Genomic DNA, 24,851 nt, shown 5'->3' with positions numbered 1-24,851 from the left:
TTGATCATTGGCCGCTCGTCGTTGGTCTCGCATCTACGCGGCGGTGTGTTGGTCGCATCTGATGGATGAGTCGGAAGCCTGGCGTATCGCGTGCGCGGTGCCCGCGCCGCTTGCAGGACACGCCGTGACCCGACCCTGGGAGCTCGATGGCGGCATCCATGCCGCCAACGGTCCTGCAAGCGACGAGGACGCCGCGTCGGACCGTTCGCGGGCGAACGGTCGAGAGGGGGCGGCGAACGGCTAGTGACCGAACGCATCCATCCACCTCAACGGCAGCTCGCGTCGCCCTCTGCTGCAGGTGCCTTCATCCGATAGATATCCAGCTGCCCTGCACGGGGTGCGCGGGCCCTGCCGGTCACCAGCAATTCGCCTGGCTTTGCCGCATCCACCACCGCGCCGAAGGTGCGCTCCTGCGGCCCGTTGAACGATAGCGGCACCGGTTGGCCCTGGGCGTAGTGCCCGTTGCTGCATGCGGTCAGCAGCAATTGGCTGGGGCCATCGATTGCACCGCGCGCCCACAGCAGGCCACGCCCGTCGCCGAGCCAGGCCGCATCCAGTTCGTCGTCGGCGGTATTGATATCGCGCAGCGGCGCAGGTGCGGCGAACGCGCGCCCGTCCCAGTGCGCCACGAACACATCCAGGCCACCGGCGCCGCCATGGCCATCGCTGGCGAATAGCAGGCGCGTGCCGTCCAGCGACAGGCTGGGTGCGCGCTCGTTGCCGCGGCTGTTGATCGCGATGCCCAGCGATTGCACCGCGCCCAGGCCACCTTGCGCATCCACCGGCACGCGGTACAGATCGCTGCCACCGGCGCCGCCGGACCGCGACGAGGCGAACAGCAGCCAACGTCCATCGGCACTGAACAGCGGCGTGATCTCGTCCTGGGCGGTGTTGAGCGACAGCGGCTGCGCGTCTTGCCAGCGCCCGCCTTGCAGATGCGCCTGCCACAGGTCCCAGCCCCCGGCGCCACCGGCGCGGTCGCTGGCCCAGACGATACGTTGCCCATCCGGGCTGAGCGTGGCGTGCGCCTCGTTGGCCGGCGTGGAGACCACGCCCATGCCCTCGATGCCGAACTCGGCAAGCCCCGAAGCAGACGGGACGAAGAGTAAACTCGCCGCCAGCGCGAGCGGCGTCCATCGAAGTTGCATGCGGTGTTCCTGCTCCAAGTCGCGCACAGTCTAGTCAACCAGAGAGCGTTTCATGCCCGTATCCCGTTATGCCGTGTTCGGTCACCCTGTCGCCCATTCGCTGTCGCCGGCCATCCATGCCGACTTCGGCAAGCAGACCGGCATCGCGCTGGACTACACCGCCATCGATGCGCCGCCGGAGGCGTTCGCCAGCACGCTGCAGCGCTTCGCCGACGAAGGCGGCAAGGGCGCAAACGTCACCTTGCCGTTGAAGGAGGCCGCCTTTGCGCTGGTCGCCAGCCTCAGCGATCGCGCGCAGCTTGCCGGAGCGGTGAACACGCTGGTGCGTAACGACGGCCAATGGCAGGGCGACAACACCGACGGCGTCGGCCTGGTGCGCGACCTCACCGATCGCCATGGCCTGGATCTGCGCGGTCGTCGCGTGTTGCTGCTGGGTGCCGGCGGTGCAGCCCGCGGGGTGGCGCCGGCGCTGCTGGACGCAGGGATCACCGAGATGGTGGTGGTGAATCGCTCGCCCGAGCGTGCCGACGCGTTGTGCGATGCGCTGGGCGAACCCGGCCGGGTGGTCTCGCGCTACATCGAAGACCTGCGCGAACTGGGGGACTTCGAACTGATCGTCAATGCCACCGCCGCCGGGCGCGACCGCGATGCCGGTGCATTTTCGCTGCCGCTGGGCCTGGTCAACAGCCTCACCGCCGCGGTGGATCTCAACTACGGCGAAACCGCCATCGCGTTCCTGGCCTGGGCACGTGCGGCGCACTGCCGTTACGCCATCGACGGCCTGGGCATGTTGGTAGAGCAGGCGGCGGAAAGTTTCGCGTTGTGGCACGGCGTGCGCCCGGACACCGACCGGGTCTATGCCGCGTTGCGCGCGCGCGATGCCGTACTGATCAGCGCGGACTGAGCCGCTGGCCATGACCACCACCGACATCCTGCTCAGCCTGATCACCAGCCTGCTGTCGCGGGCGCCGCTGCTGATCGCCTTGTTACTGGGGCTGGTGCTGCTGTGGCGCGCCCCGCACGGGCCGCTGCGGCGCGACGCGCTAGCCGGGCTGTGGTTGCTGCTCGGCTGCGTGCTGGCCGAGGTGGCCCTGCAGGCGATTCCGATGCTGTTGATGCAGCAGGGCAACGTGCGCCAGATCGGTCTGGTGATGGGCATCGGCCGCTTCGTGCTGACGGCGGTGCAGGGCGTGGGCATCGGCGTGCTGGTGTGGACGCTGGCGCGCAGCCTGCAACGGCTGCCGCCTGCTTCCGGTCCGCACGCATGATTCCGCTCAAGGCGCTGGCGCTCACCCTGGTCGGGCTGATCTGCGCAGGGCAGGGCGGTTGGACATTGCTGCATCCGCAGGCGCTGGCGACGGTCAACCGGGCCGGCTTGCTGTACGAGCACTTTGGTCCGGCGGGTGTGGGCATCGGCATGCTGGTGCTGGGCGTGGCCATGGCGGTGATCGGCGTGGCCTGGGCGTGCTATGCCTGGCCGCGCCGCAGTTGAGCGCAGCGCTTCGGCAGTCGGTTGCGCGTCATGCCGGTCGGTTGCCAGTCATCGGCACAGCCAACGCCTCGCTACTGGCCAGGGTCGCTCGATAACCAAGGCGCAGCGCGCATGCGGATCCCCGGCGTAGCACGCGCTCCGTCCCGCCGACGCTGCAGGTCGTTGGCCGCATTTGGCACTGGTCGCTCCACCGTGTAACGGCAGCCGACAAACAGGTTCAGCTGACGCGCGTATCGGTCGCAGGCGCTGCGTCGGTCCGTGCGAAAATAGCGCGATGAGTGACCTTGCCCCACCGGCCGCGCCGTCCGCGCCCCTTCCCACGCAGCGTGTGCTGACCGACCCGATCAAGGCCGGCATCCGCGACGCCTACGCCAAGCTGCAGGCCAATACGCCCGGCTTCGCCACCCGGCGTGCGCAGAGCCAGATGATCGGCTTGGTCTCGCGCGCGCTGGCCACCTCCGGTGGCATCGGCATCGCCGAGGCGCCCACTGGCGTGGGCAAGAGCCTGGGCTATCTCACCGCTGGCGTGCCGATCGCCCTGGCGACCAAGAAAAAGCTGGTGATCAGCACCGGCACCGTGGCGCTGCAGTCGCAGCTGGTGGAGCGCGACATCCCGGCCTTCCTCAAGGCCACCGGGCTGGAAGCGACCGTGGCGCTGGCCAAGGGCCGCACCCGTTACCTATGCACGCGCAATGCCGCAGAGCTGGAAGGCGACACCAGCCAGAACGCCATGTTCGAAGACGAGCAGGCGCTGTACGACCGCCCGCTCAGCCCGGTCGATGCGGATCTGGCCAAACGGCTGGCCAAGGCCTACGCCGCGCGCACCTGGAACGGCGACCTGGACGATGCGCCCGAGCAGGTCTCGGTGCCGCTGCGCATGCGCATCACCACGCCGGCCTCCGGCTGTGCGGGGCGTCGCTGCAGTTATGCCGCGCAATGCCCGGTGCTCAAGGCGCGTACCGACGTGCGCGAGGCGCAGATCGTGGTCACCAATCACGCCCTGCTGCTGTCCTCGCTGTCGCTAGGCGATGCCGAAAACGGCCAGCCGCTGATCGCCCCGCCATCGGACATGCTGCTGGTGCTCGACGAAGGTCATCACATTGCAGGCGTGGCCATCGACCAGGGTGCAGCCAATCTGCCGCTGGACGAGATGGCCAAGCGCACCGGCCGCATGCAGATCCTGATCGCCGCCGCATACCGTGCGGTGGACAAGGACAAGATCGGCAATTTGCTGCCCAACGAAGCCATCGAGGTGGCGGCGCGGGTGTCCAAACTGCTCAAGGCCTTCCATGCCGAAGTCGAGCGCGTGTGGAAGCCCGAGCCCGGCGAGCGCGATCCGTTGTGGCGTGCTGCCAACGGCAAGCTCCCGCCGCAGTGGGGCCCGGCCATCGAAGAGCTGGGCGAAGAAACCCGCGCGCTGTTCAACTGGGTGCATGCCGCACATGGCGCGGTTGCAAAAGGCAAGCAGGACGATGCCGCACGCGAACGCCTGCAACGTAATCTGGGCCTGGCGCTGGAAATGGCCGAGCAGCAGCACAATCTGTGGAGCGGCTGGCGCCGCGAGGACAAGGAGGGCCAGCCGCCGATGGCGCGCTGGATCACCCTGTCGCGCGACGGCGATCTGATCTGTCACTGCTCGCCGGTATCTGCCGCGCAGGTGCTGCGCACGATGATCTGGAACGAGGTGGATTCGGTGGTGATGACCTCGGCCACGCTCACCGGCGGCGGCGATTTCCAATCCTTCGCTATCGACAACGGTCTGCCCGATCACGCCGAAATGGCCTCGCTGGCCTCGCCGTTCGACCTGCCCAATCAGGCCGAATTGATCGTGCCCAATTTTCCGGTGACCCCGGACGACCGCGAAGGGCATCCCAAGGAAGTAGCCAAGTACCTGGTGCGCGAACTGGACTGGAATGCCAAGGGCAGCATCGTGCTGTTCACCTCGCGCTGGAAGATGGAAAAGGTCGCCGACCTGATGCCGCTGGCGCAACGCAACCGCGTGTTGGTGCAGGGCGAGGGCAATAAGTCGCAACTGATCACCGAACACCTGCGCCGCATTGCCGCTGGCGAGGGCTCGGTGTTGTTCGGTTTGAATTCCTTCGGCGAAGGCCTGGATCTGCCCGGAGACGCCTGCACCACGGTGGTCATCACCCAGGTGCCGTTCGCCGTGCCGACCGACCCGCAGACATCGACCTTGAGCGAATGGCTGGAAAGCCGCGGCCACAACGCCTTCAACCTGATCGCGATTCCGCATGCGTTACGCACGCTGACGCAGTTCGCTGGCCGCCTGATCCGCAGCTCCAACGACCATGGTCGCGTCATCATTCTCGACTCGCGCCTGCTCACCCGTCGCTACGGCAAACGCATCATCGATGCCTTGCCGCCGTTCAAGCGGGTGATCGGGCGCTGAGGGCGTCGGCACGTGGTGTGCCAATGCAGCGCTCAGAGATCTCAGGCGATCAATGCTATCGATTGCCTGGTCTCGGTCGATAAAGGGTGCATGAGCACTAGATAGCGAATGCCACGCAGGGCAGCGCCGTCGTCCGGCATCCGTCGCCTCACGCACTGACCATCTGCTTGCCAGGTATCGAGTTGATTGCTGTAGATGCAGTGCGTTTCTCGTGCCGCATCGTCTTTGCAGTGCAATATCGGTGTACAGATTTTAGCTGCGATGTCGTGTGATGCGATCACGCGCGGGACGCTTGCACATCGCACATGTCCGTTATCTGCAACGCGCTGCCACACGGAAAGCGATGCATATCACGTAACGCTGTGGTGATCATGTTCACCTATCGCTGCGATCAGAACTAACGACTTCTCACGCTACGGCCCGCTAGCCATGATTCAGCACCTTCAACACGAGCTGACGCCATGCGCCCTGGATCCCTCATGGTGCTAGCCCTGCTAGCCCCCACACTGATCGCCCCGCCGGTCTTTGCCCAATCTGTGCTGACCCGCGACAACGGCGCCAAGGTTGGCGACAACCAGAATTCGCAGACGGCCGGTGCCAACGGCCCGACCTTGCTGCAGGACGTGCAGTTGATTCAGAAGCTGCAGCGTTTCGATCGTGAGCGCATTCCTGAGCGCGTCGTGCATGCGCGCGGTACCGGTGTCAAAGGCGAGTTCACCGCCACTGCCGATCTGTCCAACCTGACCAAGGCCAAGGTGTTTAGTGTCGGCGAAAAGACACCGGTATTCGTGCGCTTCTCATCGGTGGTGCATGGTAATCACTCGCCTGAAACGCTGCGCGACCCGCATGGTTTCGCCACCAAGTTCTACACCAGCGAAGGCAACTGGGACTTGGTCGGTAACAACTTCCCGACCTTCTTCATCCGTGATGCGATCAAGTTCCCCGACATGGTCCACGCGTTCAAGCCGGACCCGCGCACCAACCTGGACGACGATTCGCGTCGTTTCGATTTCTTCTCGCACGTGCCCGAATCCACCCGCACACTGACCCTGCTGTATTCCAACGAGGGCACGCCGGCCGGCTACCGCTTCATGGATGGCAATGGTGTGCACGCCTACAAGCTGGTCAATGCGCAGGGCGAGGTGCATTACGTCAAGTTCCACTGGAAGACGCTGCAGGGCATCAAGAACCTTGACCCCAAGCAGGTTGCCGCCGTCCAGTCCAAGGACTACAGCCACCTGACCAACGACCTGGTCGGCGCGATCAAGAAGGGTGACTACCCGAAGTGGGACCTGTACGTGCAGGTGCTCAAGCCCGAGGACCTGGCCAAGTTCGATTTCGACCCGCTCGATGCCACCAAGATCTGGCCGGATGTGCCGGAGCAGAAGGTCGGCCAGATGGTGTTGAACAAGAACATCGACAACTTCTTCCAGGAGACCGAGCAGGTGGCGATGGCGCCGGCCAACCTGGTGCCGGGTATCGAACCGTCTGAAGACCGTCTGTTGCAGGGCCGCATCTTTTCCTACGCCGACACCCAGCTGTATCGCATCGGTGCCAATGGCCTGAGCCTGCCGGTCAACCGCCCACGCGTGGCCGTCAACAACGGCAATCAGGATGGCCAGGGCAACATCGGTCAGACCAGCAGCGGCGTGAACTACGAGCCGAGCCGCCTGGAGCCGCGTCCGCAGGACACCGCGGCGCGCTACAGCGAACTGCCGCTGTCGGGCACGACCCAGCAGGCCAAGATCACCCGCGAGCAGAACTTCAAGCAGGCGGGTGAGTTGTATCGTTCCTACAGCAAGAAGGACCGCGCCGATCTGGTGCAGAGCTTCGGCGAGTCGTTGGCCAACACCGACACCGAAAGCAAGCACCTGATGCTGTCGTTCCTGTACAAGGCCGACCCGGAATACGGCACCGGTGTGACCCGTGTTGCCAAGGGCGACCTGGCCCGCGTCAAGCAGCTGGCCTCCAGCCTGCAGGACTGATCCACCCGACGGCATCGCGGCCTCCGCCGCGATGCCGTCCTTTTTGAGGAGAGCGACATGCGCACTCTGATGTTGATCCTGCTGAGCGCCCTCAGCGCGACAGCCATCGCTGCCTCGCCGTCAGCCACGCCCGAAACGACCACCTCATCCACGTCCAGCCCGGAGCAGATCAAGCTGCAGCTGCGTGAGTACTTCTTCGATGCCGCACGCGAAGGCCGCCAGGACATGCTGGCCGAGTTCATTCGCTCGCATTACGACCTCAACACCCGCGACGAGAAGGGCTATACCGCGCTGATCCTGGCCGCCTACCACGGCCAACGCCCGGCGGTGGAGCAGTTGCTGAGTGCAGGAGCCGACCCTTGCGCGCAAGACAAGCGTGGCAACACCGCCCTGATGGGTGCGATCTTCAAGGGCGAGCTGGGCATCGCCAAGCGCCTGATGCAAGCCGACTGCGCCCCAGACCAACGCAACAACGCCGGCCAGACCGCGGCGATGTACGCAGCGCTGTTCCAGCGCACCGACGTGCTCAAGGACCTCGCCGCCAAGGGCGCAGACCTCAGCCTCAAGGACGGGCAGGGCAACGACGTGACCAAGCTGCAGCGCGGCGAGTTCGCCACCGCCCCGGCACGCTAAGACGTTCGATTGCGTGACCGGCATGCCATGCCTCGCAGGCTTGGCCAGTTGCGCGTGTGCTGGAGCCGCTCTGGGGAATGCGTGACACGCCGGGGGGCCCGACTATCGTCCGTAGCAGCCGTCCGCAGCAGCACTCGCCAGCCGGACCTCTGCCGTCACGTGTGCCGATGCTTCGGGCGGCATCGACCTTGGCACGCGCAGGCGGCCACATGGCCAGCGCATCGCACTACCGCGTAGCCTGCAAACAGGCGTGGCGGATGTCCAGATTCGGCATTGATGGCGCAGACGCCGCGGTCGCTCCGTCGCGTACGTCTCTCTCCGATCCCGGAACGCCGGCTCGCACGGAAGGCGCCGCATGGCAACAGCCACGATGTCTCGCGGTGCCTGCAAGCGCCCGGCGGACATGCCTGTTAGCGGGCGAGTGCTCGCATCTGGCAGTAGCCCGGCACGATGCTCCGGTTTTCTTCCGCATGCACCAGGGCAGTGACAGCCAAGATCGCGACGCGCGTGGCCTCGTCTGCACCTCGCCAAACCGTGACGTCCACCCCGTCGGTTTTCCGCCGCGCCTGCGCTGGAAGTCTGGCACCGGTGATGATTTTTCCACCATCCGGTCAGGAGATTTCTGACGTCAAAACCCTTGTGCGCCAAGGCTTTGACAGAAAACTGAGCGCGCGCTGACTTGCTTGAAAGTCGTGAGAAAAAAGACGTGGAAAACAGTTCAAGAACCCGCCGGGAACGCCGATGCTGGAGCTATCACACCTTGGAACCCCCCGGCCATGAAGCTCGATCCTTCCATCCCTTTTCTGATGTCCCTGCTTTCCATGGTGCTGTGCACCGCTACTGCGGTGGTTGCGCTGGTGTTCGGCCAGGTGCATGTGCTGGCGACCTCGTGGACCTTCTATGCAGTGATGGGCACGTCCCTGATCACCCTGGCTGCTTCCTACCACGCCCTCGGCAAGCCGCTGAGCGCCGAAGAGCGCGTGGGCTTCCGCAACCCGTAATCGCAGCCATGTCCGGTAGCGCGGCCTTACGCCAGCACCGGACGCAAGAAGCTGCGCTCGTAACTGACGATGCACCGCGTTCGCTCCGCATAAGCGAACGCCGACAGGCACTCCGCATCCTGTAGCGATGCCGCCCGATAGTGCTCGTACTCGGCGAGCGAGGGAAACGAAAACAGCGCCAACGCGATGTTGTTCGCCCCTTCCGAGGGCAAAAAGTAACCGTGATGCTGGCCGCCGAAGCGCGTCACCAGCGGGATCCACAGCCGCGCGTAATGTTCGAATGCGGCCAGTTGGTAGGGGTCGATCACGTAGCGCAACGAACAGGTAATCATGCGGCGGAGCCCGGCGGTCGAGGGAAGCCTCAGCATGCCATGCCGCACTGCCGCAGATTCATCGGCGCCCGTGTAAGCTGTTGATCCTGCTTCGCATTCCAATGGCCGCTCGCTGCGGCCACCTGTCGATGACCGCTTCCGCCGATCGCTACGCCGCCTCCCTGCGCCTGTCCGTCGCCCCGATGATGGATTGGACCGACCGGCACTGCCGGGTGTTCCATCGCCTGCTGGCACCGTCCGCACGCCTGTATACCGAAATGGTGCATGCCAACGCCGTGATCCATGGCGATCGCATGCGGCTGATCGGTTTCGATCCGGTCGAGCACCCGCTGGCCCTGCAACTTGGCGGAAGCGATCCGGCGCTGCTGGCGCAGGCGGCCACCATCGCCCAGGACTGGGGCTATGACGAAATCAACCTCAATTGCGGCTGCCCGTCCGACCGCGTGCAGGCCGGACGCTTCGGCGCTTGCCTGATGCGCGAGCCGACGTTGGTGGCCGAGTGCGTCGCCGCCATGTGCGCGGCGACCGCCTTGCCGATCACGGTCAAATGCCGTCTGGGCGTGGACGACGATGACGACTACGCGGTGTTCGCCCGCTTTGTCGATCAAGTCGTCGCGGCCGGCGCGGCGATGGTGGTGGTGCACGCCCGCAATGCCTGGCTCAAGGGTCTGTCGCCAAAGGAAAACCGCGAAGTGCCGCCACTGCGCTACGACTGGGCGTATCGGCTCAGGCAGGAGCGCCCAGGCTTGCCGGTAGTACTTAATGGCGGCATCGCCGCTGTCGACACCGCGTTGGCACACCTGCAACAGACCGATGGCGTGATGCTCGGTCGTGCCGCCTACCACGACCCGTATGTGCTGCATCAGCTCGATGCCGCATTGACCCAACGCCCGGAACAGCCGCGCGAGGCGTTGCTGCGGGCGCTGCGTCCCTATGTGGAGTCCCAGCTGGAACAGGGGCTGGCCCTGAAGCACATCACCCGGCACGTGCTGGGCCTGTTTCATGGGCAGCCGGGTGGGCGTGCGTTTCGTCAGGTCTTAAGTGAAGGCGCACACCGCCCAGGCGCTGGCTGGGAGCTGGTGGAGCAAGCATTGCAGCGCACCGACAGCCGGCCCTGGCGCACCGTTGCCTGACTGGCCCGGCGCTTGCATTAGCTGAACACGCAATCTGGGTGGCTTGGATCGCGTCGTCGGCAGCCGAGATCGGGCGTGAAAGCCTGGTTGGCAAGGCGTCTTCCCCTTCGCGGCATTCATTTCACTGAACGGCGTTAACACGAAGCTAAAAAGTTCAGATCGGATTCACCCCCAAAAATCAAGAATTTGGCTCGATTTCCGTTGTCCGGCTATTTGTGATGCATCGCCGGTTTTACGAATTTTGAATGTTCCTGAACAACCCGCTAGGATCCCGTTGTGACCCACTCGCTCAGCCGCGCTCGCTATGTCGTCCTGGTCGCCCTCTGGGGTGTCCTGGCCGCGCCGTCGGCATGGAGCCAGGGGTATCCAATGGCGCAGGGCGGCCGCGAGGGCATGCCGGCATCGGCGCGCGGCAACAGCCGAACCTTGTCGGACACTATTCGCCACGTGCAGCGGTCTACCGGTGGGCAAATTTTGGGTGCAGAGCGAGTGCCGTTTGATGGCGGCAACCTCAACCGGGTCAAGTACATGAAGGACGGGCGCGTCCACACGGTTTACGAACCGGAGCAGACGCAGGCAGCACCCCCGCGTAGCCCGCCGCCTCCCGACGCGCCACCACGCGACGATAACCACTGAACGTAGATAGTTTGGCGTTCAGTCTCATAAATTCCCCGGCCGTGGGCCGATAACGTTACTAGGGAGAGTGCATGCGTATTCTTTTGGTCGAAGACGAAGCTCCGCTGCGCGAGACCCTTGCCGCGCGTCTGAAGCGTGAAGGCTTTGCTGTCGACGCTGCACAGGACGGCGAAGAAGGCCTGTACATGGGCCTCGAAGTGCCGTTTGACGTCGGCATCATCGATTTGGGCCTGCCCAAGATGTCGGGTATGGAGTTGATCAAGGCGCTGCGCGACGAAGGCAAGAAATTCCCGGTGCTGATCCTCACCGCACGTTCGAGCTGGCAGGACAAGGTCGAAGGCCTCAAGCAGGGCGCCGACGACTATCTGGTCAAGCCCTTCCACGTCGAAGAGTTGCTCGCGCGCGTCAACGCGCTGCTGCGCCGTGCCGCCGGCTGGAGCAAGCCCACGCTGGAATGCGGCCCGGTGGCCCTGGATCTGGCGGCGCAGACGGTGAGCGTCAACGGCGCCAATGTCGACCTGACCAGCTACGAGTACAAGGTGCTCGAGTACCTGATGATGCATGCCGGCGAACTGGTCTCCAAGGCCGACCTCACCGAGCACATCTATCAGCAGGACTTCGATCGCGACTCCAACGTGCTGGAAGTGTTCATCGGTCGTCTGCGCAAGAAGCTCGACCCGGATGGTGAGTTGAAGCCGATCGAGACCGTGCGTGGTCGGGGCTATCGCTTCGCCATTCCGCGCACCGAAGGCTGAGTCCGCGCGTCGGCAAGCAGAAGACTTAGGTGCCGATGCGCTCCAAATGGTACAAACGCTGGCGCCCGCGTTCGTTGCAGGCGCGCCAGCTACTGGCCGCCAGCCTCAGCCTGGTGGCGTTCCTGGCGTTGGCCGGTTACGCGCTGGATGTCGCCTTTGCCGACACCGCCGAAAAGAATCTGCGTGAGCGGCTGAAGAACTACGCCTCGGCCTACGCCGCCAATATCGATTTTGTCCGCGACGGCTCGATCTACATCGGCGGGCAACCGCCCGACCCACGCTTCGACGTTCCCGGTGGCGGTTTATATGTGGAAGTCGTGCGTCCGGACGAAAGCTGGACTTCGATGTCTGCAGAAGGGCCGAACATCCCGCATGGCCGCATGCTGGAGCCGCGCCAGGAAGAATTCATCGGCCCGCTGGAGATGACCCAGATCGATGGCAGCCTGGGCCAGTTGTATCGTTATGGACTGGGCGTCAGTTACGTCGAACGCGAGCACGGCGGCGAGATTCCCTACACCATCTACGTGATGGAAGATGCGCGCTCGATGGGCGCGCAGCTGCGCGTATTCCGCGGTGCGGTTTGGTTTTACCTTGGCAGTGCCGGCGTGGTGCTGCTGGTGCTGCAGGCGTTCATTCTGCAATGGAGCCTGCGCCCGCTGCGGCGTGTGATCAACGAGCTGACCAAGGTGCAGCGCGGCGAGATCCAGCGCATGAGCGAGCAGCATCCACGCGAGCTGGAGCCGCTCACCGACAGCATCAACGCCTTCATCGAGAGCGAGCGCGACAATCTTGAGCGCCAGCGCAACACGCTGGCCGATCTGGCGCATAGCCTGAAGACGCCGATCGCGGTGCTGCGCACGCAGCTCGACAGCGGCGCGTCCGAGCACGACCTGCACAAGGAGATGGACGTGCAGCTGCGGCGCATGAATGACCTGGTGTCGTATCAGCTGGCGCGTGCGGCCTCCAGCGGCCACAAACTGTTTGCCGCCCCATTGCCGATCGAGCCGTCCGCCGAAGAAATCGTGCGCGGGCTGGAAAAGGTGTATTCGATCAAGGGCGTGCTGTGCGAGTTCGATATTTCCCCGGATGCGCGTTTTCATGGCGAACCGGGCGATCTACAGGAACTGCTCGGCAATCTGCTGGAAAATGGCTTCAAGTGGGCGCGTAGCCGGGTGCTGCTGACCGCGCAGCCCGGCCCGACCACCGGCAGCCGACGTGCCGGTCTGATCCTGTCGGTGGAAGACGACGGCCCTGGCATCGCGCCGGAAGATGTCGCCAAGATTCTGCAACGTGGGGTGCGTGGCGATGAGCGCGTGCAGGGCCATGGTATCGGCATGTCGATCGTGCAGGATCTGATCAAGGCCTACCGCGGCGAACTGCAGGTGGTGCGCTCCCAGGAACTGGGCGGCGCGCGCTTCGATGTGACGCTGCCTCCGGGGCTGTGACGACTGAATGCCCGGATGAACCCGTGGGCAACGGCCTATACCGCTCCGACAACCGATTAACGCCTCGATCGTTTGCTTGACCATACTGGTCCGGCTGCAGGCATTGCGATGGAGAGCCGCATGATCGAGCGTGTTGCACAGGTCTCTTGCGCGCAAACGCGCCCTTTGCCACGGCGACGCTCGCGCGCTTGGGGCCTGGCGTTGCTGCTCGCCGGCTGCGCCTTTGTTGTCGTCGGCAACGCTGCCGACGCGCCGCTGACGCCCACCCAGACACGCTGGCTGCAACGCGCCACCTATGGCGTGAATGCCGATACTGTTGCGCAACTGCAGCGGCTTGGCGCCAAGCGCTATGGCGCGCTGTTGCTCCAGCCCAGCGACGATGCTGGGTTGCCGGCGCCGGTGCGCGCGCAGCTGCAGGGCTTCGATGCGTTGCATACCCCGCTGGAAACCTTGCTGACGCGCTACGAGGCCGACAAGCTCCGGCTGCAAGCCATGCCAGATGGCGATGAAAAGGTCGCCTTGCGCAAGGGCTGGCAGGCGCGCGGCGGGCAGATGATCACCCAGGCGCGTCAGGCGCAATTGCTGCGCGCGGTCTACGCACCGGATCAGCTCCGCGAGCAACTGGTGTGGTTCTGGCTCAATCACTTCAGCGTGTATGCCGACAAGGGCCGCGTGAAATGGATGGCCGCCGATTACATGGAAAACGCGATTCGGCCCAATGCCACCGGCAAATTTGCCGATCTGGTAATGGCCACGCTGCAAAGCCCGGCAATGCTCGAATATCTGGATAACGCCAAGAATGCCAAGGGCAAGGTCAATGAGAACTACGCGCGCGAACTGATGGAGCTGCATACCCTGGGCGTGCACGGCGGCTACACCCAGCAGGACGTGCAACAACTGGCGTTGATCCTCACCGGCGCAGGCCTGGTGCCGATCAAGGCCGATGGTGCGCCGCCGGTGCGGGCGACCGCACCTGGTCAACCACAGGTGGTGCGCAAGGGATTGTTCGAATTCAATCCGTCACGTCATCAGCCCGGCGACAAGATGCTGCTGGGCCAGCGGATTGCCGGCGGTGGCCTGGATGAAATCGAACGCGCGGTGCAACTGTTGGTGCGCCAGCCGGCTTGTGCGCACTTCGTTTCGCAGCGCTTGGCCGAGTACTTCGTCAGCGACACGCCGCCACCGGCGCTGGTGGCGCGCATGGCCAGCACCTTTCAGCGCAGCAACGGCGATATCGGCAAGGTCATGCAGACCATGGTGAGTGCTGCGGAGTTTGCACAGCCGCAACCGCGCAAGTTCAAGGATCCCAATCGCTTCGTGGTGTCGGCGATGCGACTGGCCTACGAAGATCAGCCCGTGATCAATGCCGGCCCTGTGGCCAGTTGGGTGCAGCAACTGGGCGAGCCGCTGTTCGGGCGCATCACACCGGATGGATGGCCGCTGCAATCGCAGGCCTGGACCAGTTCCGGGCAATTAGCGCGTCGGTTCGAGGTGGCGCGCACGCTGGGCAGCGGCCCCAAACAATTGTTCCGGCGCGATGGCGACAACGACACGCCAATTCCGCCGCTGACGCGCATCGACGCGCGCGCTGCGTATCGCTGGATCGCACCGTCGCTCGCGACAGGCACGCAGCAGGCGCTCGAGCAAGCGCGCTCGCCGGCGGAATGGAACGTGTTTTTGTTGGCCTCGCCGGACTTCAACTATCGCTGATCCACCGACACTGATCATGAGGTGCGATGCAGTCATCGCCGTGGGAGTACACCATGCAACGACGTCAATTCCTGCTTGCTTCTGCTGCCGCAGCCACGAGTCTGCCTTGGGCCGGTCGCCTGTTTGCCGCGCCTCGCGATAGCGCGCGCATGCTGGTGGTGTTCTTGCGCGGCGGCTACGACAGCAACAATTTGTTGGTGCCGCATGGCAGCGATTTTTATTACCAGTCGCGGCCCACACTGGCGATTGCGCGGCCGGATCCGGCCAACCCCGACAGTGCCGTCGCGCTGGACGCGCAGTGGGGCCTCAACCCGGTCATGCGCGATGCCTTGCTGCCGTTATGGCAACGCAATCAGCTGGCATTCGTGCCGTTTGCCGGTACCGATGATGTCTCGCGCAGCCACTTCGAAACCCAGGACGACATCGAATCCGGGCAAGCCGCCAAGCACCGCGACTATCGTTCCGGCTTCATGGCGCGGTTGTCGGGTGTCCTCAGCGGCGTGCCGGCGATTGCTTTCACCGATTCGTTGCCGTTGACGTTTCAAGGCGGCGGTGATCTGCCCAACGTCTCGCTGCGCGGCATCGGCAAGGGCGGGCTAGATGCGCGTCAGTCGCAAATCCTGTCGCAGATGTACGACGCCACGCCGCTGGCGACGGCGGCGCGCGAAGGGCTCGCGTTACGCCAGCAGGTCACCGCGCAGTTGCGCGAAGAGATGGAACAGGCCGGCCGTGGCGCCGCCAGCGCGCGCACCTTTGCCGATGAAACCCGGCGCATGGCCAGCTTGATGCGCGAGCGGTACCGGCTGGGATTTGTGGATGTCGGCGGTTGGGACACACATGCCAATCAGGGCAGTGTGGCGGGCGGATTGGCGAACAACCTGCGTAATCTCGGCGAAGGGTTGGCTGCGTATGCCGATGCCTTGGGCCCGGCCTGGGACGACACGGTGGTGGTGGTGATTTCCGAATTCGGCCGCACCTTCCGCGAGAACGGCAGCAAAGGCACCGATCACGGGCATGGCACCACCTACTGGGTGTTGGGCGGCGGCGTGCGCGGCGGCCGCATCGCCGGCGAGCAGGTGGCGGTGGATCAGGCACACCTGCTGCAAAACCGCGATTATCCGGTGCTCAGCAATTACCGCAGCTTGTTCGGTGGCGTGTTGCAGCGCTTGTGGGATTTGTCGCCCGCGCAGCTGGAACGCGTGTTTCCAGGCGCGATACCGCGTGATCTTGGATTGGTGTGAGCGCTACGGATCAGGTCTGCTGTGGCGACGTCGCACCACCAAGCGGTGCGACGTCGCATCTGCCCCACTAGCGCGCCGCGTGTTCCTGCAGTGCCCGTGTGTAGGTGACGATCACTCGTGCGGGTGGTCAAGCATTGCGCTGCAGCGGGGCGCTAATGCTCTGGTGCAGTGCGCAAGTGCAAAGACGATCAAGTTCATGCAACACGCGATTGGCGCAATCGTCTTGACGCAAACAATAGCTGCGCCATCACACATCCAAACATCCTGCACGTAAACCAGTGCGCAACCATTACGCGACGTAATCAACCATGGCCGTGCCCAGCGAACGGCGAAGGTCCGTAGACGCTGACCAGGTGCGCAGCGACCTCCGGCATCAACCGCTGCAGCACCTGCGGCGCGGAGAAGTGATACTCGCTGACCACCGCGAAGAATTCTTCCGGTGCTTCGGCTCGTACGGGTCGATCTCGGTGTCGTGGCCGGCGTCCACGCGTTGGCAGAACGCATCGAAGGCTTGCTGGAAATCGCGTGCCCAGCGGCGCTGTCGATCGCGCGGCAGCGGCGGGGTGCCGTCGAGCGCGCCGTCAAGTGCATCGAGCTTGTGCGCCATCTCGTGCACGATCACATTGAAACCGGCCTGCGGGTCGTCCAGATCGGCTTGCACATCGGCCCAGCTGACGATCAACGGACCTTGTTCCCAGGACTCGCCGATCAAGGTGTCGTCCCATGCATGCATCACCCCGGCCGCATCCACATGGGTGCGCTGCACCCGAAAGGCATCCGGATAGACGATCAGCTGCGACCAGCCGCGCCATCCCGCTGCGCCGATTTCCAGCAGCGGCAGGCAACAGGTGGCAGCCAGCAAGATGTGATCGTGCGGCTGCAGCTGCAATCCATCGACCGGCGAAATGGTTTTTTGATGCAGGAACTGCGCGGTCAGTGCACGCAGACGTTGTTGGCGCTGCGCATCGAGCGCGCCAACCCAGGCGCAGCGGTCGCACACCGGTTGCCAAAGCGCATCAGGAATCTCGAGCGGCGGCCGGCATAGCCAGCGCGTTAACCACTGGATCAGCGGAACATGCCCGGCAGAAAACTGTGCCAGCGCGGCATCATGCGCATGCGTGGGAACAAGCCGTCGCCATCGCTACCACCACCGCCGGTTGCCGGTGCAGGCTTGTGCTGCGGGGCGCGTGCCGGTGTTGCCGGTTCGGCATTGGGCGTTCTGCCGCGTGCGGCCGAGTTGGTGCTGACGCAGCTCTCATGATCGCCGTCGACCAACTGGTCCGATGCCAGGGCGGCAAGCGGAGCCAACAAGAACAGCAGGCAAACCGTGAGTCGGCGCATCGTCCACATCCAGGGCAAGCGGCGTGAGTCACCGATCATAACGCGGTTTTCACTCCATCACGCAAGCCGCGCTGGGCGGCTGCGTAGGCTTGGCGCATACTTTCACGGATCGATTTGGGAACCGTTGCCGTGGATGACCGCGCGTTGCTGGCCAAACTTGCGAGCGGCCGGCTGTCCGGCGATGCGCTGGCACGCGATGCCGGGTTGACCCGTGCCGCGGTGTGGAAGCGCATCCAGAATTTGCGCGCCGCCGGTGTCGACATCGACGGGCGGGCGGGCGATGGCTACCGCTTGGCCGCGCCGCTGGACCTGCTGGATGTTGCGCGTATCCGTGAAGCCATGGCGACCGACGCGGTAGCAAGCCTGGCCGCGCTGGAGGTGGCCTGGACGCTGGAATCCACCAACACCACCCTGCTGGCGCGCCCGGCGCCGGAACACGGCGTGTCTGTGTTGCTGGCCGAGCGACAGACCGGCGGGCGCGGTCGACGCGGCCGCCAGTGGACCTCGCCGCTGGCCGCGCATCTCTATCTGTCGGCATCGCGCCGGTTCAGTGGCGGGCTGGGTCAGCTCGCCGGGCTGAGCCTGGCGGTAGGCGTGGCCGTTGCCGAGGCGCTGCGCGGGTGCGGGTTTGCCGATGTCGGTCTGAAGTGGCCCAACGACCTGCTGGCGCGTGAGCGCAAGCTGGGTGGTCTACTGATCGAAGGCGGCGGTGAGATGGCGGGTAACGCGCGCGCGGTGATCGGGCTGGGCTTGAACGTGCACATGCCGCCGTCGGCGGCCGCCACGATCGACCAACCCTGGGTGGATCTGGACACATTGGCCGGCCGCGCCGTGTCGCGCGACGCCGTGGTCGCAGCGGTGCTGTCCGGCCTGCTGCCGGCACTGGACCTGTTCGAAGCGCAGGGGCTGGCGCCGTTTCTGGCCCGCTACGCGGCGCTGGATGTCTTGAATGGGCGCTCAGTGCAGGTCGAGGAAGCCGGCACTCTGCACCACGGGGTGGCACTTGGCCTGGCCGCCGATGGTGCGTTGCGGGTGCAATTGGGCGAGACGGTGCGCCTGTTTCACTCCGGAGAAGTCAGCGTGAGACCTGCATGAGCGAGTGGTTGTTCGACCTGGGGAATTCGCGGTTCAAGTACGCGCCGCTGCACGGCAACCGCGCTGGCGACGTGCAGGCGTGGGCGCACGGTGCCGAAGCGATGGACGCGGCTGCGTTGTCGGCACTGCCGTCCGGGCGCGTTGCGCACGTGGCCAGCGTGGCGGCGCCCGCCTTGACGCAGCGGATGATCGCTTGCCTGCAGGAGCGCTTCGAGCAGGTGCGCATCGTCCGGACCGCGGCCGAATGCGCCGGTATCCGCATTGCCTATGCCGACCCGAGCCGCTTCGGTGTGGATCGGTTTCTGGCCCTGCTGGGCGCGCGTGGCGACGCCCCGGTGCTGGTGGCCGGGGTGGGCACCGCGCTGACCATCGATGTACTCGGCGCCGATGGGCAGCACCACGGCGGGCGGATCGCTGCCTCGCCCACCACAATGCGCGAAGCGCTGCATGCGCGCGCGGTGCAGTTGCCGGCCAGCGGCGGTGACTATGTCGAACTGGCCAACGACACCGACGATGCCTTGGCCTCCGGTTGCGACGGCGCGGCGGTGGCGCTGATCGAGCGCAGCCTGCACCACGCACAACGCAGCCTGGGCGTGCCGGTACGCCTGCTGTTGCACGGCGGCGGCGCGCCTCCGCTGCTGCCGTTGTTGCCGGACGCCACCTTCCGCGCGGCCTTGGTGCTGGATGGACTGGCGACCTGGGCGATGCATTCGTCTTCGCTGTAATGCGTTGCCCTGTGCGGCTTGGGTAAGAGGCGTGGGCCACCGGTGGGTCGAGTGGATGCGCGGAAGATGTAGGCTTGGTTGGCTGACGAGGTTCTCGGCACCAGGATGCCTGGCACACCGGCGCCATAGCCGTCGGCAGAGCTGCCGGGGACACGTGTTGCCTCCGGCCGGCGCAGGGGGCGTCCGGTGGCGCACCGGGAATGTGCCGTGCGCCTGGTCGCGTCGCGGCCACTTCTTACGCCCCCAAGCCACATGACAGGCTCTAAAATCGGCGCATGTACGTACGCGCGCTCATCGTTGTCCTGATCATCCTCAATGCTGGGGTGGCCCTGTGGTGGGCGGTGCAGCCACCGGCGGCGGCGCCGGCTGCACCGCCGCAACCGTCCGGTGTTGCTCGACTGGACTTGCTGCCGGTGTTGCCGACCAAGGCAACAGCGGCAGGGCCGCATCCCGAAGTGATGACAGCCGCAACGCCGGATGCCGGTGCAGCGCTCGCCTCCAATACGCCGGCCCCTGCGCCGACGGCAGCGACGGCGCCTGTGCCCAAGGCTGGGTCAGCGCCGGCAGTTGCCGAGCCGGCTCCGCGTCCGGCCACCGCGGCAGCGGCAGCGAACAGCCCTTCCCAAGCAGTTGAGGAAAGCGCCGCCGTCGCAAAGCCGGCTCCAGTGCCGACACCGCCGGCCGTCCCGGAGCGCTGCCTCAGTGTCGGGCCGTACACGTCACGTAGCGAAGCCGATGCGGCACTCGCACGTGTTCGCGGGCAGGCCAGCCGCACCAGCGTGCGCGAGGATAAGGACGCCGGAGTCAGCACGTTCCGCGTGATGTTGCCCAATGTGGGCGACCGCGCCGCGGCGCAGGCCCTGGTCAAGCGCATCGCGGCCGCCGGCATCGGCGACTATTACGTGATTGCGCAGGGCGAGGACAACACGGTGGCGCTGGGGCAGTACCAGAGCCGCGAGCGCGCCGAGCGTCGCCAGGCCAGTCTGGTCAGTGCAGGGTTTCCGGCGCAGTTGGTACCCAGCGGCAACGGTCAATCGCGCTGGTGGATCGATGTGCGCAGCACGGCGGCGGCCGCTGCCGTGCAGAGTGCCGCAGGTGCGACGCGTCAACGATCGCTAGATTGCTCCGCGCTGCGCTAGAATGCGCACCGGCGCGCAATGCGCCTGCCAGTGCCGGCATAGCTCAGTTGGTAGAGCAACCGCCTTGTAAGCGGTAGGTCCCCAGTTCGAATCCGGGTGCCGGCACCATTTCCAGACACTCCCATCGACGTTTCGGTCACGCGTGTTGTCAGCGCTAGCTACGTTGTGTGCGTTTTGCACGAGCGTGGTCGTGCCTGCGGGCAAGTGGGGTGCAGCGTTGAATGCGTAGTGGATCGATGTAGTCGCATCGCCATCCCCGCATCGCAAGATCTATTCCGGCCAGGAAAAGTCGGCCCGCGTTCCGACCCTTTTCGCCGGGGAGGAGGGCTGGTCATGGTTTGTGGATGTGTGTCGATCAGCACGTGTTGGCCTGCGGGTCGCGAGGCCCATCGCAAGAAACCTTCCGGATGCGACGACATTTGCGGTGACATCAGCTGCGTCGTGGTGGCGTTGACGCCGTCGCATGGCCGCCCAACCCCTCTCCCAGGCGGGAGAGGGGTTGGGTCATGAGTGTGGACGTGTTATCGCTGGAACCACTACGGTGACGCGGCTGTTGTGTCGCCCTGTCTGGTTGCGCCTCTGAGAGCACGCGATGTGTACCCAGAGTTGCGCGCAGCGATCAGGCAAGGCGGCCCGCTGACAGCAGGTCGAGCGCGGCCTTGCCGGCGTCGGTGTGCGTGCCGTTGCTCAGGCGCTCGGCCAGGGCGGCGATGACAATGGTGAGTGCTTGGCGCAAGACGCTATCGGCGTCGGCGCTGGCGTCCAGCACCTGTTTGCCGGGCAGCTGTAGCGCGTTGAAGATCGCGCGGCAGCGTTCCAGGTTGTCCTGGGTTTCGAAATGGTTGGGCGCGTCGCCGCGGGCGCGGATGCGGGCCAGACCGGTGGGCGGCGGCAGGTCGAGCAGCAGCAGTACGTCAGGGCGCGGCGCAAAGGCGTTGCGTTCCAGCAGCGCGTCCAGCGGCAGGCCGGCGGCGCCCTGGTAGGCCACCATCGACGGAAAGTAGCGGTCCAGGATCACGATCTCGCCGCGCGCCAATGCCGGCGCGATCAAGGTCTCTACATGTTCGTGGCGGTCGCGGATCAGCAACTCGGCTTCTTCGTCTGCGCTGAGGCGGCCGGTGGCGGCGGATTGCCGCAACTGGGTGCCCCAGTGGCCGTTGGTCGGCTCCTTGCTGGATTTCACACGTGCGCCGGCTGCTTCCAGGGTGGTTGCCAGGTTGCGCGCAAGCGTGGTCTTGCCGGCGCCGTCGATGCCTTCGATCGCGATCAATAGCCCGCCGGGCTTCAGTTCGATTGTCATCGCGCTACTTTATCTGATCGTGGCAATGGAGCAGTAGCTGGCGATTTAGCAGTGTGGCCGGCAGCCAACTGCGACCGGCGGTGGACCCAGCAACCGCCTGGCAATCACGTGCGCGACGACCTTAGCCACGCATGAGCATGTAAGGCATGCCACTGGTTCCCAGAGTGCGGCGCAAACAGCGGTCATACGCTGGACACATCTGCCAACCGGAGTCTTCGTCCAATAGTCGAGTTCGTGCGCAGGTCGCCGAGTCTTCAGAGACTCCGCGGCTCGGCTCACCTGCCGTTCCCGTTCGTCCCATTGCAGACATCGCCATCGCCATTGCCGCTGCTATGGCGAATGTCGTATCACGGGTATGTCCTGCGCGATGTCGGGAATGTCCTGATGCCCACGCTTCCGTCCGCTGGGCATACTGAACAAGTCAGTTCCAGCGGTCGCTCGTATTACGATTGAGTCGCGTTTCTGGCTTCAAGGAAGAAGGACGCGTTCGCCGCCACCCTAGAGGCGGCATCCCCCGCGTGACGCCCGCTCAGGCCCGTCGTGACCGGATTCCTTGTTTATCCTTGCGCCGCTTCCGGCAAAGCTGCCGCACCACGACCTGCGACGGCGATCAGCTTGTCGAGGTATAGCGATAGGACAGCAGCGACTTCACCAGGAAGGTGATCTGAGTCGCCGAGCGCGCATCCACGCGCATCACCGGAATGCGGAAGCCTTCGGCCGCCAGCGCATCGCGAAAAGGCGGCAGCAGAAAGTCTTCGACCTCGTCGGTCATGGTGATGCCCACAGCCAGGCTGGCATCCGCTGCGATCTGCGAAAACTCACGAAGCAGCGCCAGGGTGGCCTCCAGCATCTGCGGGTCGCGTGCATTGGTCAGCACGATCACACCCAGTGCGCCATCGCAGACCAGCGGCCACATGAAATCCAGATACTTCTGGCCGGGCACACCGTAGACGTGCAGCAACTCGCCGTCTTCCAGCTCGATGGAGCTGTAGTCCAGCGCGACCGTAGTGTAGGTCTTGTCGCCATAGGCATCCTGGCTGAGCGGCATTTCGGTGCTGACCGGCTCTACGTCGGAGATGGCGCGTACCGCGGTGGTCTTGCCGGCGCCCATGCCGCCAACGAACACCAGTTTGTTGGCTGGAAGACTCATGACTGCGCCTGAGAAAGAGAGAGGCCAAACCGACGTGCGACCCAGGAGAAGAACCGGGAGTTGCTGCTTTCCGGACGACGTGGCGTTGAAGGCACGGACATCTCCGCAGTCTGGGCAAGGCCGCTGGCAAGTGCGGCGGCGAACAGGCATTCCACCGTCTGTAGCGGCAGCTTGCAAGCATTGGCCAGCGCCTGGGGGCGCCACGGACGCGCATGCAGGTGGGCGATGGCCAGCAGTTGCGCAGGCGAGCTGGTGTCGGCGGTGAGCTCCGGCCACTGCCGTAGCTGCAAGGCATGGCTGGGTTCCACCGCCGGCAGCGCGGGGCGCAGGTGCTCGGGCAGCGCGAAATACAGCGCTTCGAAGGAGATGCGTTGCGTCAGTGCGGCAGCGGCGTCGTCGGCCACGCGTTGCCAGCCGGGACGATCCAATGCGGCAACGAGTTCGGACAGCGACGCGGCGGATGGCAGATGCAGGCAGCGACTGGATGGGTCCACGCGCACCTGCAGGGTGGCGTGGCGCAGAAGTATTGGGCTTGCGCCGAATTCACCGCTGCAATGGCGCAGCAGCAGCGCCGGCTCGGCCACCGGAGTGGCATGTGGCGATGACAGCAGCAGGCGCATCTGTTCGTTGAGTTCACGCACGGTGGCGCCGTGCTTGAGCCAGGCGCCGGCGACCGGCGTGCGCGAGACCACCAGCACGCGCATCGGCTGGCCTTGCAGTGCCTGCCATGCGGCCAGGCCGTCAGCAGTTTCCAGACCCAGCACCACCACATCGGCTGCATGTTGCGGCCATTCGCCCAACTGTACGTCGATGCGTTCGGCAAGCAGCAGCGAGCACGCCAATTTCAGGCGCGTGGTATGCAGCAGATCCAGGCCGGCCGTGGCGACCCGCATGGCGTGAATGGGTGTAGTCATGAGAGGGCGCCGTCGCGGCGCAAGAGAACGACAACGCCTGCCGGTTCGCACCGGCAGGCAGAGGCGGCGACGCGGATGCACCGCCGGACAGGCATCAACCGAAATCCAGGGTCTTTTCGAACGCCTTGAGCTCGTGACGCGCCATGGCCAGATTGGCCTTGGCGCGATCCAGCACGACATACAGGAACAACGTGCCGTTGCTTTCGAGCGGACGCAGCAGGTGGTATTGGCGCGACAGCGTGATCAGGATGTCTTCGATGGCGTCGTTCAGACCGAGCTGCTCGGCAATGCGGCGCTTGGCACGCACCACTTCGGTATTGCCGGCTGCAGCCAGCTCAAGGTTGAGCTCGGTGCCGCCGGTCATGCCCAGGGCCATGCCGCTGTCGCTGTCGACCAGCGCGGCGCCGACGAAACCGGCGAGAGAATGCAGTTGTTCCAGATTGAGTTTTGACATCGGTGGTCCCCTTCCAAACGGTGAGAAAAATCGGTGCGCACGTGCAAGCACGAACAATGCCAACGACATCAGCCGGGCGGTTGTGCCAGCGCAGCGGCCAGGCGGCCGGCGCAGTCGCGCGCGTTGAACAGCAGCGCAGCGGCATTGAGGTGGTCGCTGCCTACGGCGGTCAGCGTCAACGGCTTGTCGGCGCGGATGCGGATCAGCACCAGCTGCCCGCCGCGGGTGCTGATGGTGGCGTAGTCGGCTTCACTGAGGCTGGATTCGCGCGCCAGGGTCTCACCCAGGGTCAGAAACGAATTGGCCATCGCGGCCAGGCGGCGCCCGTCCACATCCAGGCTGGATTGTTCGGTAATGGCGCGGCCATCGGCGGTGGACAACATCAACAGCCGGATCCCCGGCTCGCGCTCGATGGTCTGCGCGAACTCGCGCCCGATCCGGGGCAGGTCGTACTGATGCGACGCCCGCGCGACTTCGCCCACGGCAGCCTTGACGACCTGGTTGACGGCGTTATGCGGCATGAAACTCCCCTATTGCTGTTGGCCCGAGCGCGTACGTGATGCGTGTGCTGCGCTGGCCGGCGCACCATACCATCGCGGTATTAGTGCGCAGTCACACCAGCCTCAGGCACTTAACTGGGCGGTCAGACAAGCAGAATCTGCAAAGTCCAGCACGCCACAAACTGCCGTGGCACGTCACTGTAGCGGCGCGTCCAGGCAGATCTAAACCCGTCTGTTTTGCCTGCAGACAGATGCAAACTGCATGCCGTGCTGCGCTGCCGCGCGTCAGTGCGCGGGCGCGCCACTAGACTG

Annotated in this window: 24 protein-coding genes, 1 tRNA gene and 1 pseudogene; 17 read left to right on the top strand and 9 right to left on the bottom strand. The window is 65.1% G+C overall.

Annotation, left to right across the window (positions count from 1 at the left end; all coding sequences use genetic code 11):
• Positions 1-266: 266 nt before the first annotated feature.
• Positions 267-1,148, bottom strand: a complete 882-nt coding sequence (locus BJD12_RS10900) for a TolB family protein (protein WP_042827705.1) — start codon at positions 1,146-1,148, stop codon at positions 267-269.
• 52 nt (positions 1,149-1,200) lie between these two features.
• Here BJD12_RS10900 and aroE point away from each other — a divergent pair, with 52 nt between their 5' ends.
• From aroE to BJD12_RS10860, 7 genes are all read left to right on the top strand, one after another.
• The gene (gene aroE, locus BJD12_RS10895) at positions 1,201-2,052 is read left to right on the top strand and encodes a shikimate dehydrogenase (RefSeq protein WP_005989380.1); all 852 of its coding nucleotides are present in this window, start codon (positions 1,201-1,203) and stop codon (positions 2,050-2,052) included.
• 10 nt (positions 2,053-2,062) lie between these two features.
• On the top strand, positions 2,063-2,416 hold the full coding sequence (locus tag BJD12_RS10890; RefSeq protein WP_005989379.1) for a hypothetical protein: 354 nt from the start codon (positions 2,063-2,065) through the stop codon (positions 2,414-2,416).
• Entirely contained in the window at positions 2,413-2,640 is a 228-nt protein-coding gene (locus BJD12_RS10885; protein ID WP_005989377.1) for a hypothetical protein, read from the top strand. Before BJD12_RS10890 ends, BJD12_RS10885 begins: the two co-directional genes overlap by 4 nt.
• A 274-nt stretch (positions 2,641-2,914) precedes the next feature.
• Complete coding sequence (gene dinG, locus BJD12_RS10880; protein ID WP_042827696.1) at positions 2,915-5,050, top strand: ATP-dependent DNA helicase DinG; 2,136 nt, start codon at positions 2,915-2,917, stop codon at positions 5,048-5,050.
• A gap of 479 nt (positions 5,051-5,529) precedes the next feature.
• A complete protein-coding gene (katB, locus tag BJD12_RS10870) occupies positions 5,530-7,035 on the top strand; it encodes a catalase KatB (protein ID WP_005989373.1) in 1,506 nt (501 codons plus the stop codon).
• A gap of 57 nt (positions 7,036-7,092) precedes the next feature.
• Positions 7,093-7,668, top strand: coding sequence for an ankyrin repeat domain-containing protein (locus tag BJD12_RS10865; protein WP_005989371.1), 576 nt, complete (start codon positions 7,093-7,095; stop codon positions 7,666-7,668).
• A 776-nt stretch (positions 7,669-8,444) separates the two neighbouring features.
• On the top strand, positions 8,445-8,669 hold the full coding sequence (locus BJD12_RS10860) for a hypothetical protein (protein WP_005989369.1): 225 nt from the start codon (positions 8,445-8,447) through the stop codon (positions 8,667-8,669).
• A 26-nt stretch (positions 8,670-8,695) separates the two neighbouring features.
• Here BJD12_RS10860 and BJD12_RS10855 read toward each other — a convergent pair whose 3' ends face one another.
• Positions 8,696-9,001, bottom strand: a complete 306-nt coding sequence (locus tag BJD12_RS10855) for an NIPSNAP family protein (protein ID WP_005989367.1) — start codon at positions 8,999-9,001, stop codon at positions 8,696-8,698.
• 128 nt (positions 9,002-9,129) lie between these two features.
• Here BJD12_RS10855 and dusA point away from each other — a divergent pair, with 128 nt between their 5' ends.
• From dusA to BJD12_RS10825, 6 genes are all read left to right on the top strand, one after another.
• Positions 9,130-10,134 (top strand): tRNA dihydrouridine(20/20a) synthase DusA, encoded by a 1,005-nt coding sequence (gene dusA / locus BJD12_RS10850; protein WP_005989366.1) that lies wholly within the window; start codon positions 9,130-9,132, stop codon positions 10,132-10,134.
• Between the two features lie 333 nt (positions 10,135-10,467).
• Entirely contained in the window at positions 10,468-10,770 is a 303-nt protein-coding gene (locus BJD12_RS10845; RefSeq protein WP_039427763.1) for a hypothetical protein, read from the top strand.
• Positions 10,771-10,841: 71 nt separating this feature from the next.
• Complete coding sequence (locus BJD12_RS10840; protein ID WP_005989364.1) at positions 10,842-11,525, top strand: response regulator transcription factor; 684 nt, start codon at positions 10,842-10,844, stop codon at positions 11,523-11,525.
• Positions 11,526-11,599: 74 nt separating this feature from the next.
• Positions 11,600-12,970 (top strand): ATP-binding protein, encoded by a 1,371-nt coding sequence (locus BJD12_RS10835; protein ID WP_172797239.1) that lies wholly within the window; start codon positions 11,600-11,602, stop codon positions 12,968-12,970.
• A 120-nt stretch (positions 12,971-13,090) separates the two neighbouring features.
• Positions 13,091-14,680: a DUF1800 domain-containing protein gene (locus BJD12_RS10830; protein ID WP_050812844.1), complete on the top strand. Its 1,590-nt coding sequence runs from the start codon at positions 13,091-13,093 to the stop codon at positions 14,678-14,680.
• Positions 14,681-14,733: 53 nt separating this feature from the next.
• Complete coding sequence (locus tag BJD12_RS10825; RefSeq protein ID WP_039421589.1) at positions 14,734-15,921, top strand: DUF1501 domain-containing protein; 1,188 nt, start codon at positions 14,734-14,736, stop codon at positions 15,919-15,921.
• 302 nt (positions 15,922-16,223) lie between these two features.
• On the opposite strand, the pseudogene BJD12_RS10820 reads toward BJD12_RS10825, so the two are convergent.
• Positions 16,224-17,020: pseudogene (locus tag BJD12_RS10820) on the bottom strand (M90 family metallopeptidase).
• Positions 16,987-17,301 carry a hypothetical protein gene (locus BJD12_RS10815; protein ID WP_005989354.1) on the bottom strand — a complete coding sequence of 105 codons (315 nt, stop codon included), beginning with the start codon at positions 17,299-17,301 and terminating at the stop codon, positions 16,987-16,989. Before BJD12_RS10815 ends, BJD12_RS10820 begins: the two are co-directional and overlap by 34 nt.
• A 75-nt stretch (positions 17,302-17,376) precedes the next feature.
• Here BJD12_RS10815 and birA point away from each other — a divergent pair, with 75 nt between their 5' ends.
• The 4 genes from birA to BJD12_RS10795 all read left to right on the top strand — a co-directional run bounded on the left by birA (position 17,377) and on the right by BJD12_RS10795 (position 20,329).
• Positions 17,377-18,357 carry a bifunctional biotin--[acetyl-CoA-carboxylase] ligase/biotin operon repressor BirA gene (birA, locus tag BJD12_RS10810; protein WP_005989352.1) on the top strand — a complete coding sequence of 327 codons (981 nt, stop codon included), beginning with the start codon at positions 17,377-17,379 and terminating at the stop codon, positions 18,355-18,357.
• Positions 18,354-19,082, top strand: coding sequence for a type III pantothenate kinase (locus tag BJD12_RS10805; protein ID WP_005989350.1), 729 nt, complete (start codon positions 18,354-18,356; stop codon positions 19,080-19,082). The genes birA and BJD12_RS10805 overlap by 4 nt, the downstream gene beginning before the upstream one ends.
• 275 nt (positions 19,083-19,357) lie before the next feature.
• Positions 19,358-20,221, top strand: a complete 864-nt coding sequence (locus tag BJD12_RS10800; RefSeq protein ID WP_042827692.1) for an SPOR domain-containing protein — start codon at positions 19,358-19,360, stop codon at positions 20,219-20,221.
• Positions 20,222-20,253: 32 nt separating this feature from the next.
• Positions 20,254-20,329, top strand: a tRNA-Thr gene (locus BJD12_RS10795).
• A gap of 511 nt (positions 20,330-20,840) precedes the next feature.
• Here the strand turns inward: BJD12_RS10795 and tmk are convergent.
• The 5 genes from tmk to BJD12_RS10770 all read right to left on the bottom strand — a co-directional run bounded on the left by tmk (position 20,841) and on the right by BJD12_RS10770 (position 24,560).
• Positions 20,841-21,521 carry a dTMP kinase gene (gene tmk, locus BJD12_RS10790; protein ID WP_005989346.1) on the bottom strand — a complete coding sequence of 227 codons (681 nt, stop codon included), beginning with the start codon at positions 21,519-21,521 and terminating at the stop codon, positions 20,841-20,843.
• Positions 21,522-22,131: 610 nt separating this feature from the next.
• Complete coding sequence (locus BJD12_RS10785; protein ID WP_005989344.1) at positions 22,132-22,671, bottom strand: GTP-binding protein; 540 nt, start codon at positions 22,669-22,671, stop codon at positions 22,132-22,134.
• A complete protein-coding gene (locus tag BJD12_RS10780) occupies positions 22,668-23,585 on the bottom strand; it encodes a hypothetical protein (RefSeq protein WP_042827691.1) in 918 nt (305 codons plus the stop codon). Before BJD12_RS10780 ends, BJD12_RS10785 begins: the two co-directional genes overlap by 4 nt.
• A gap of 94 nt (positions 23,586-23,679) precedes the next feature.
• Entirely contained in the window at positions 23,680-24,039 is a 360-nt protein-coding gene (locus BJD12_RS10775; RefSeq protein ID WP_005989340.1) for a roadblock/LC7 domain-containing protein, read from the bottom strand.
• Positions 24,040-24,107: 68 nt separating this feature from the next.
• Positions 24,108-24,560, bottom strand: coding sequence for a roadblock/LC7 domain-containing protein (locus BJD12_RS10770; RefSeq protein ID WP_005989338.1), 453 nt, complete (start codon positions 24,558-24,560; stop codon positions 24,108-24,110).
• Positions 24,561-24,851 lie beyond the last annotated feature (291 nt).

The sequence above is a fragment of the Xanthomonas vesicatoria ATCC 35937 genome, from assembly GCF_001908725.1.
Classification (GTDB): Bacteria; Pseudomonadota; Gammaproteobacteria; order Xanthomonadales; family Xanthomonadaceae; genus Xanthomonas; species Xanthomonas vesicatoria.
Note: the sequence above shows the minus strand (reverse complement) of the source record. Positions and strands in the feature narration are given on the sequence as shown.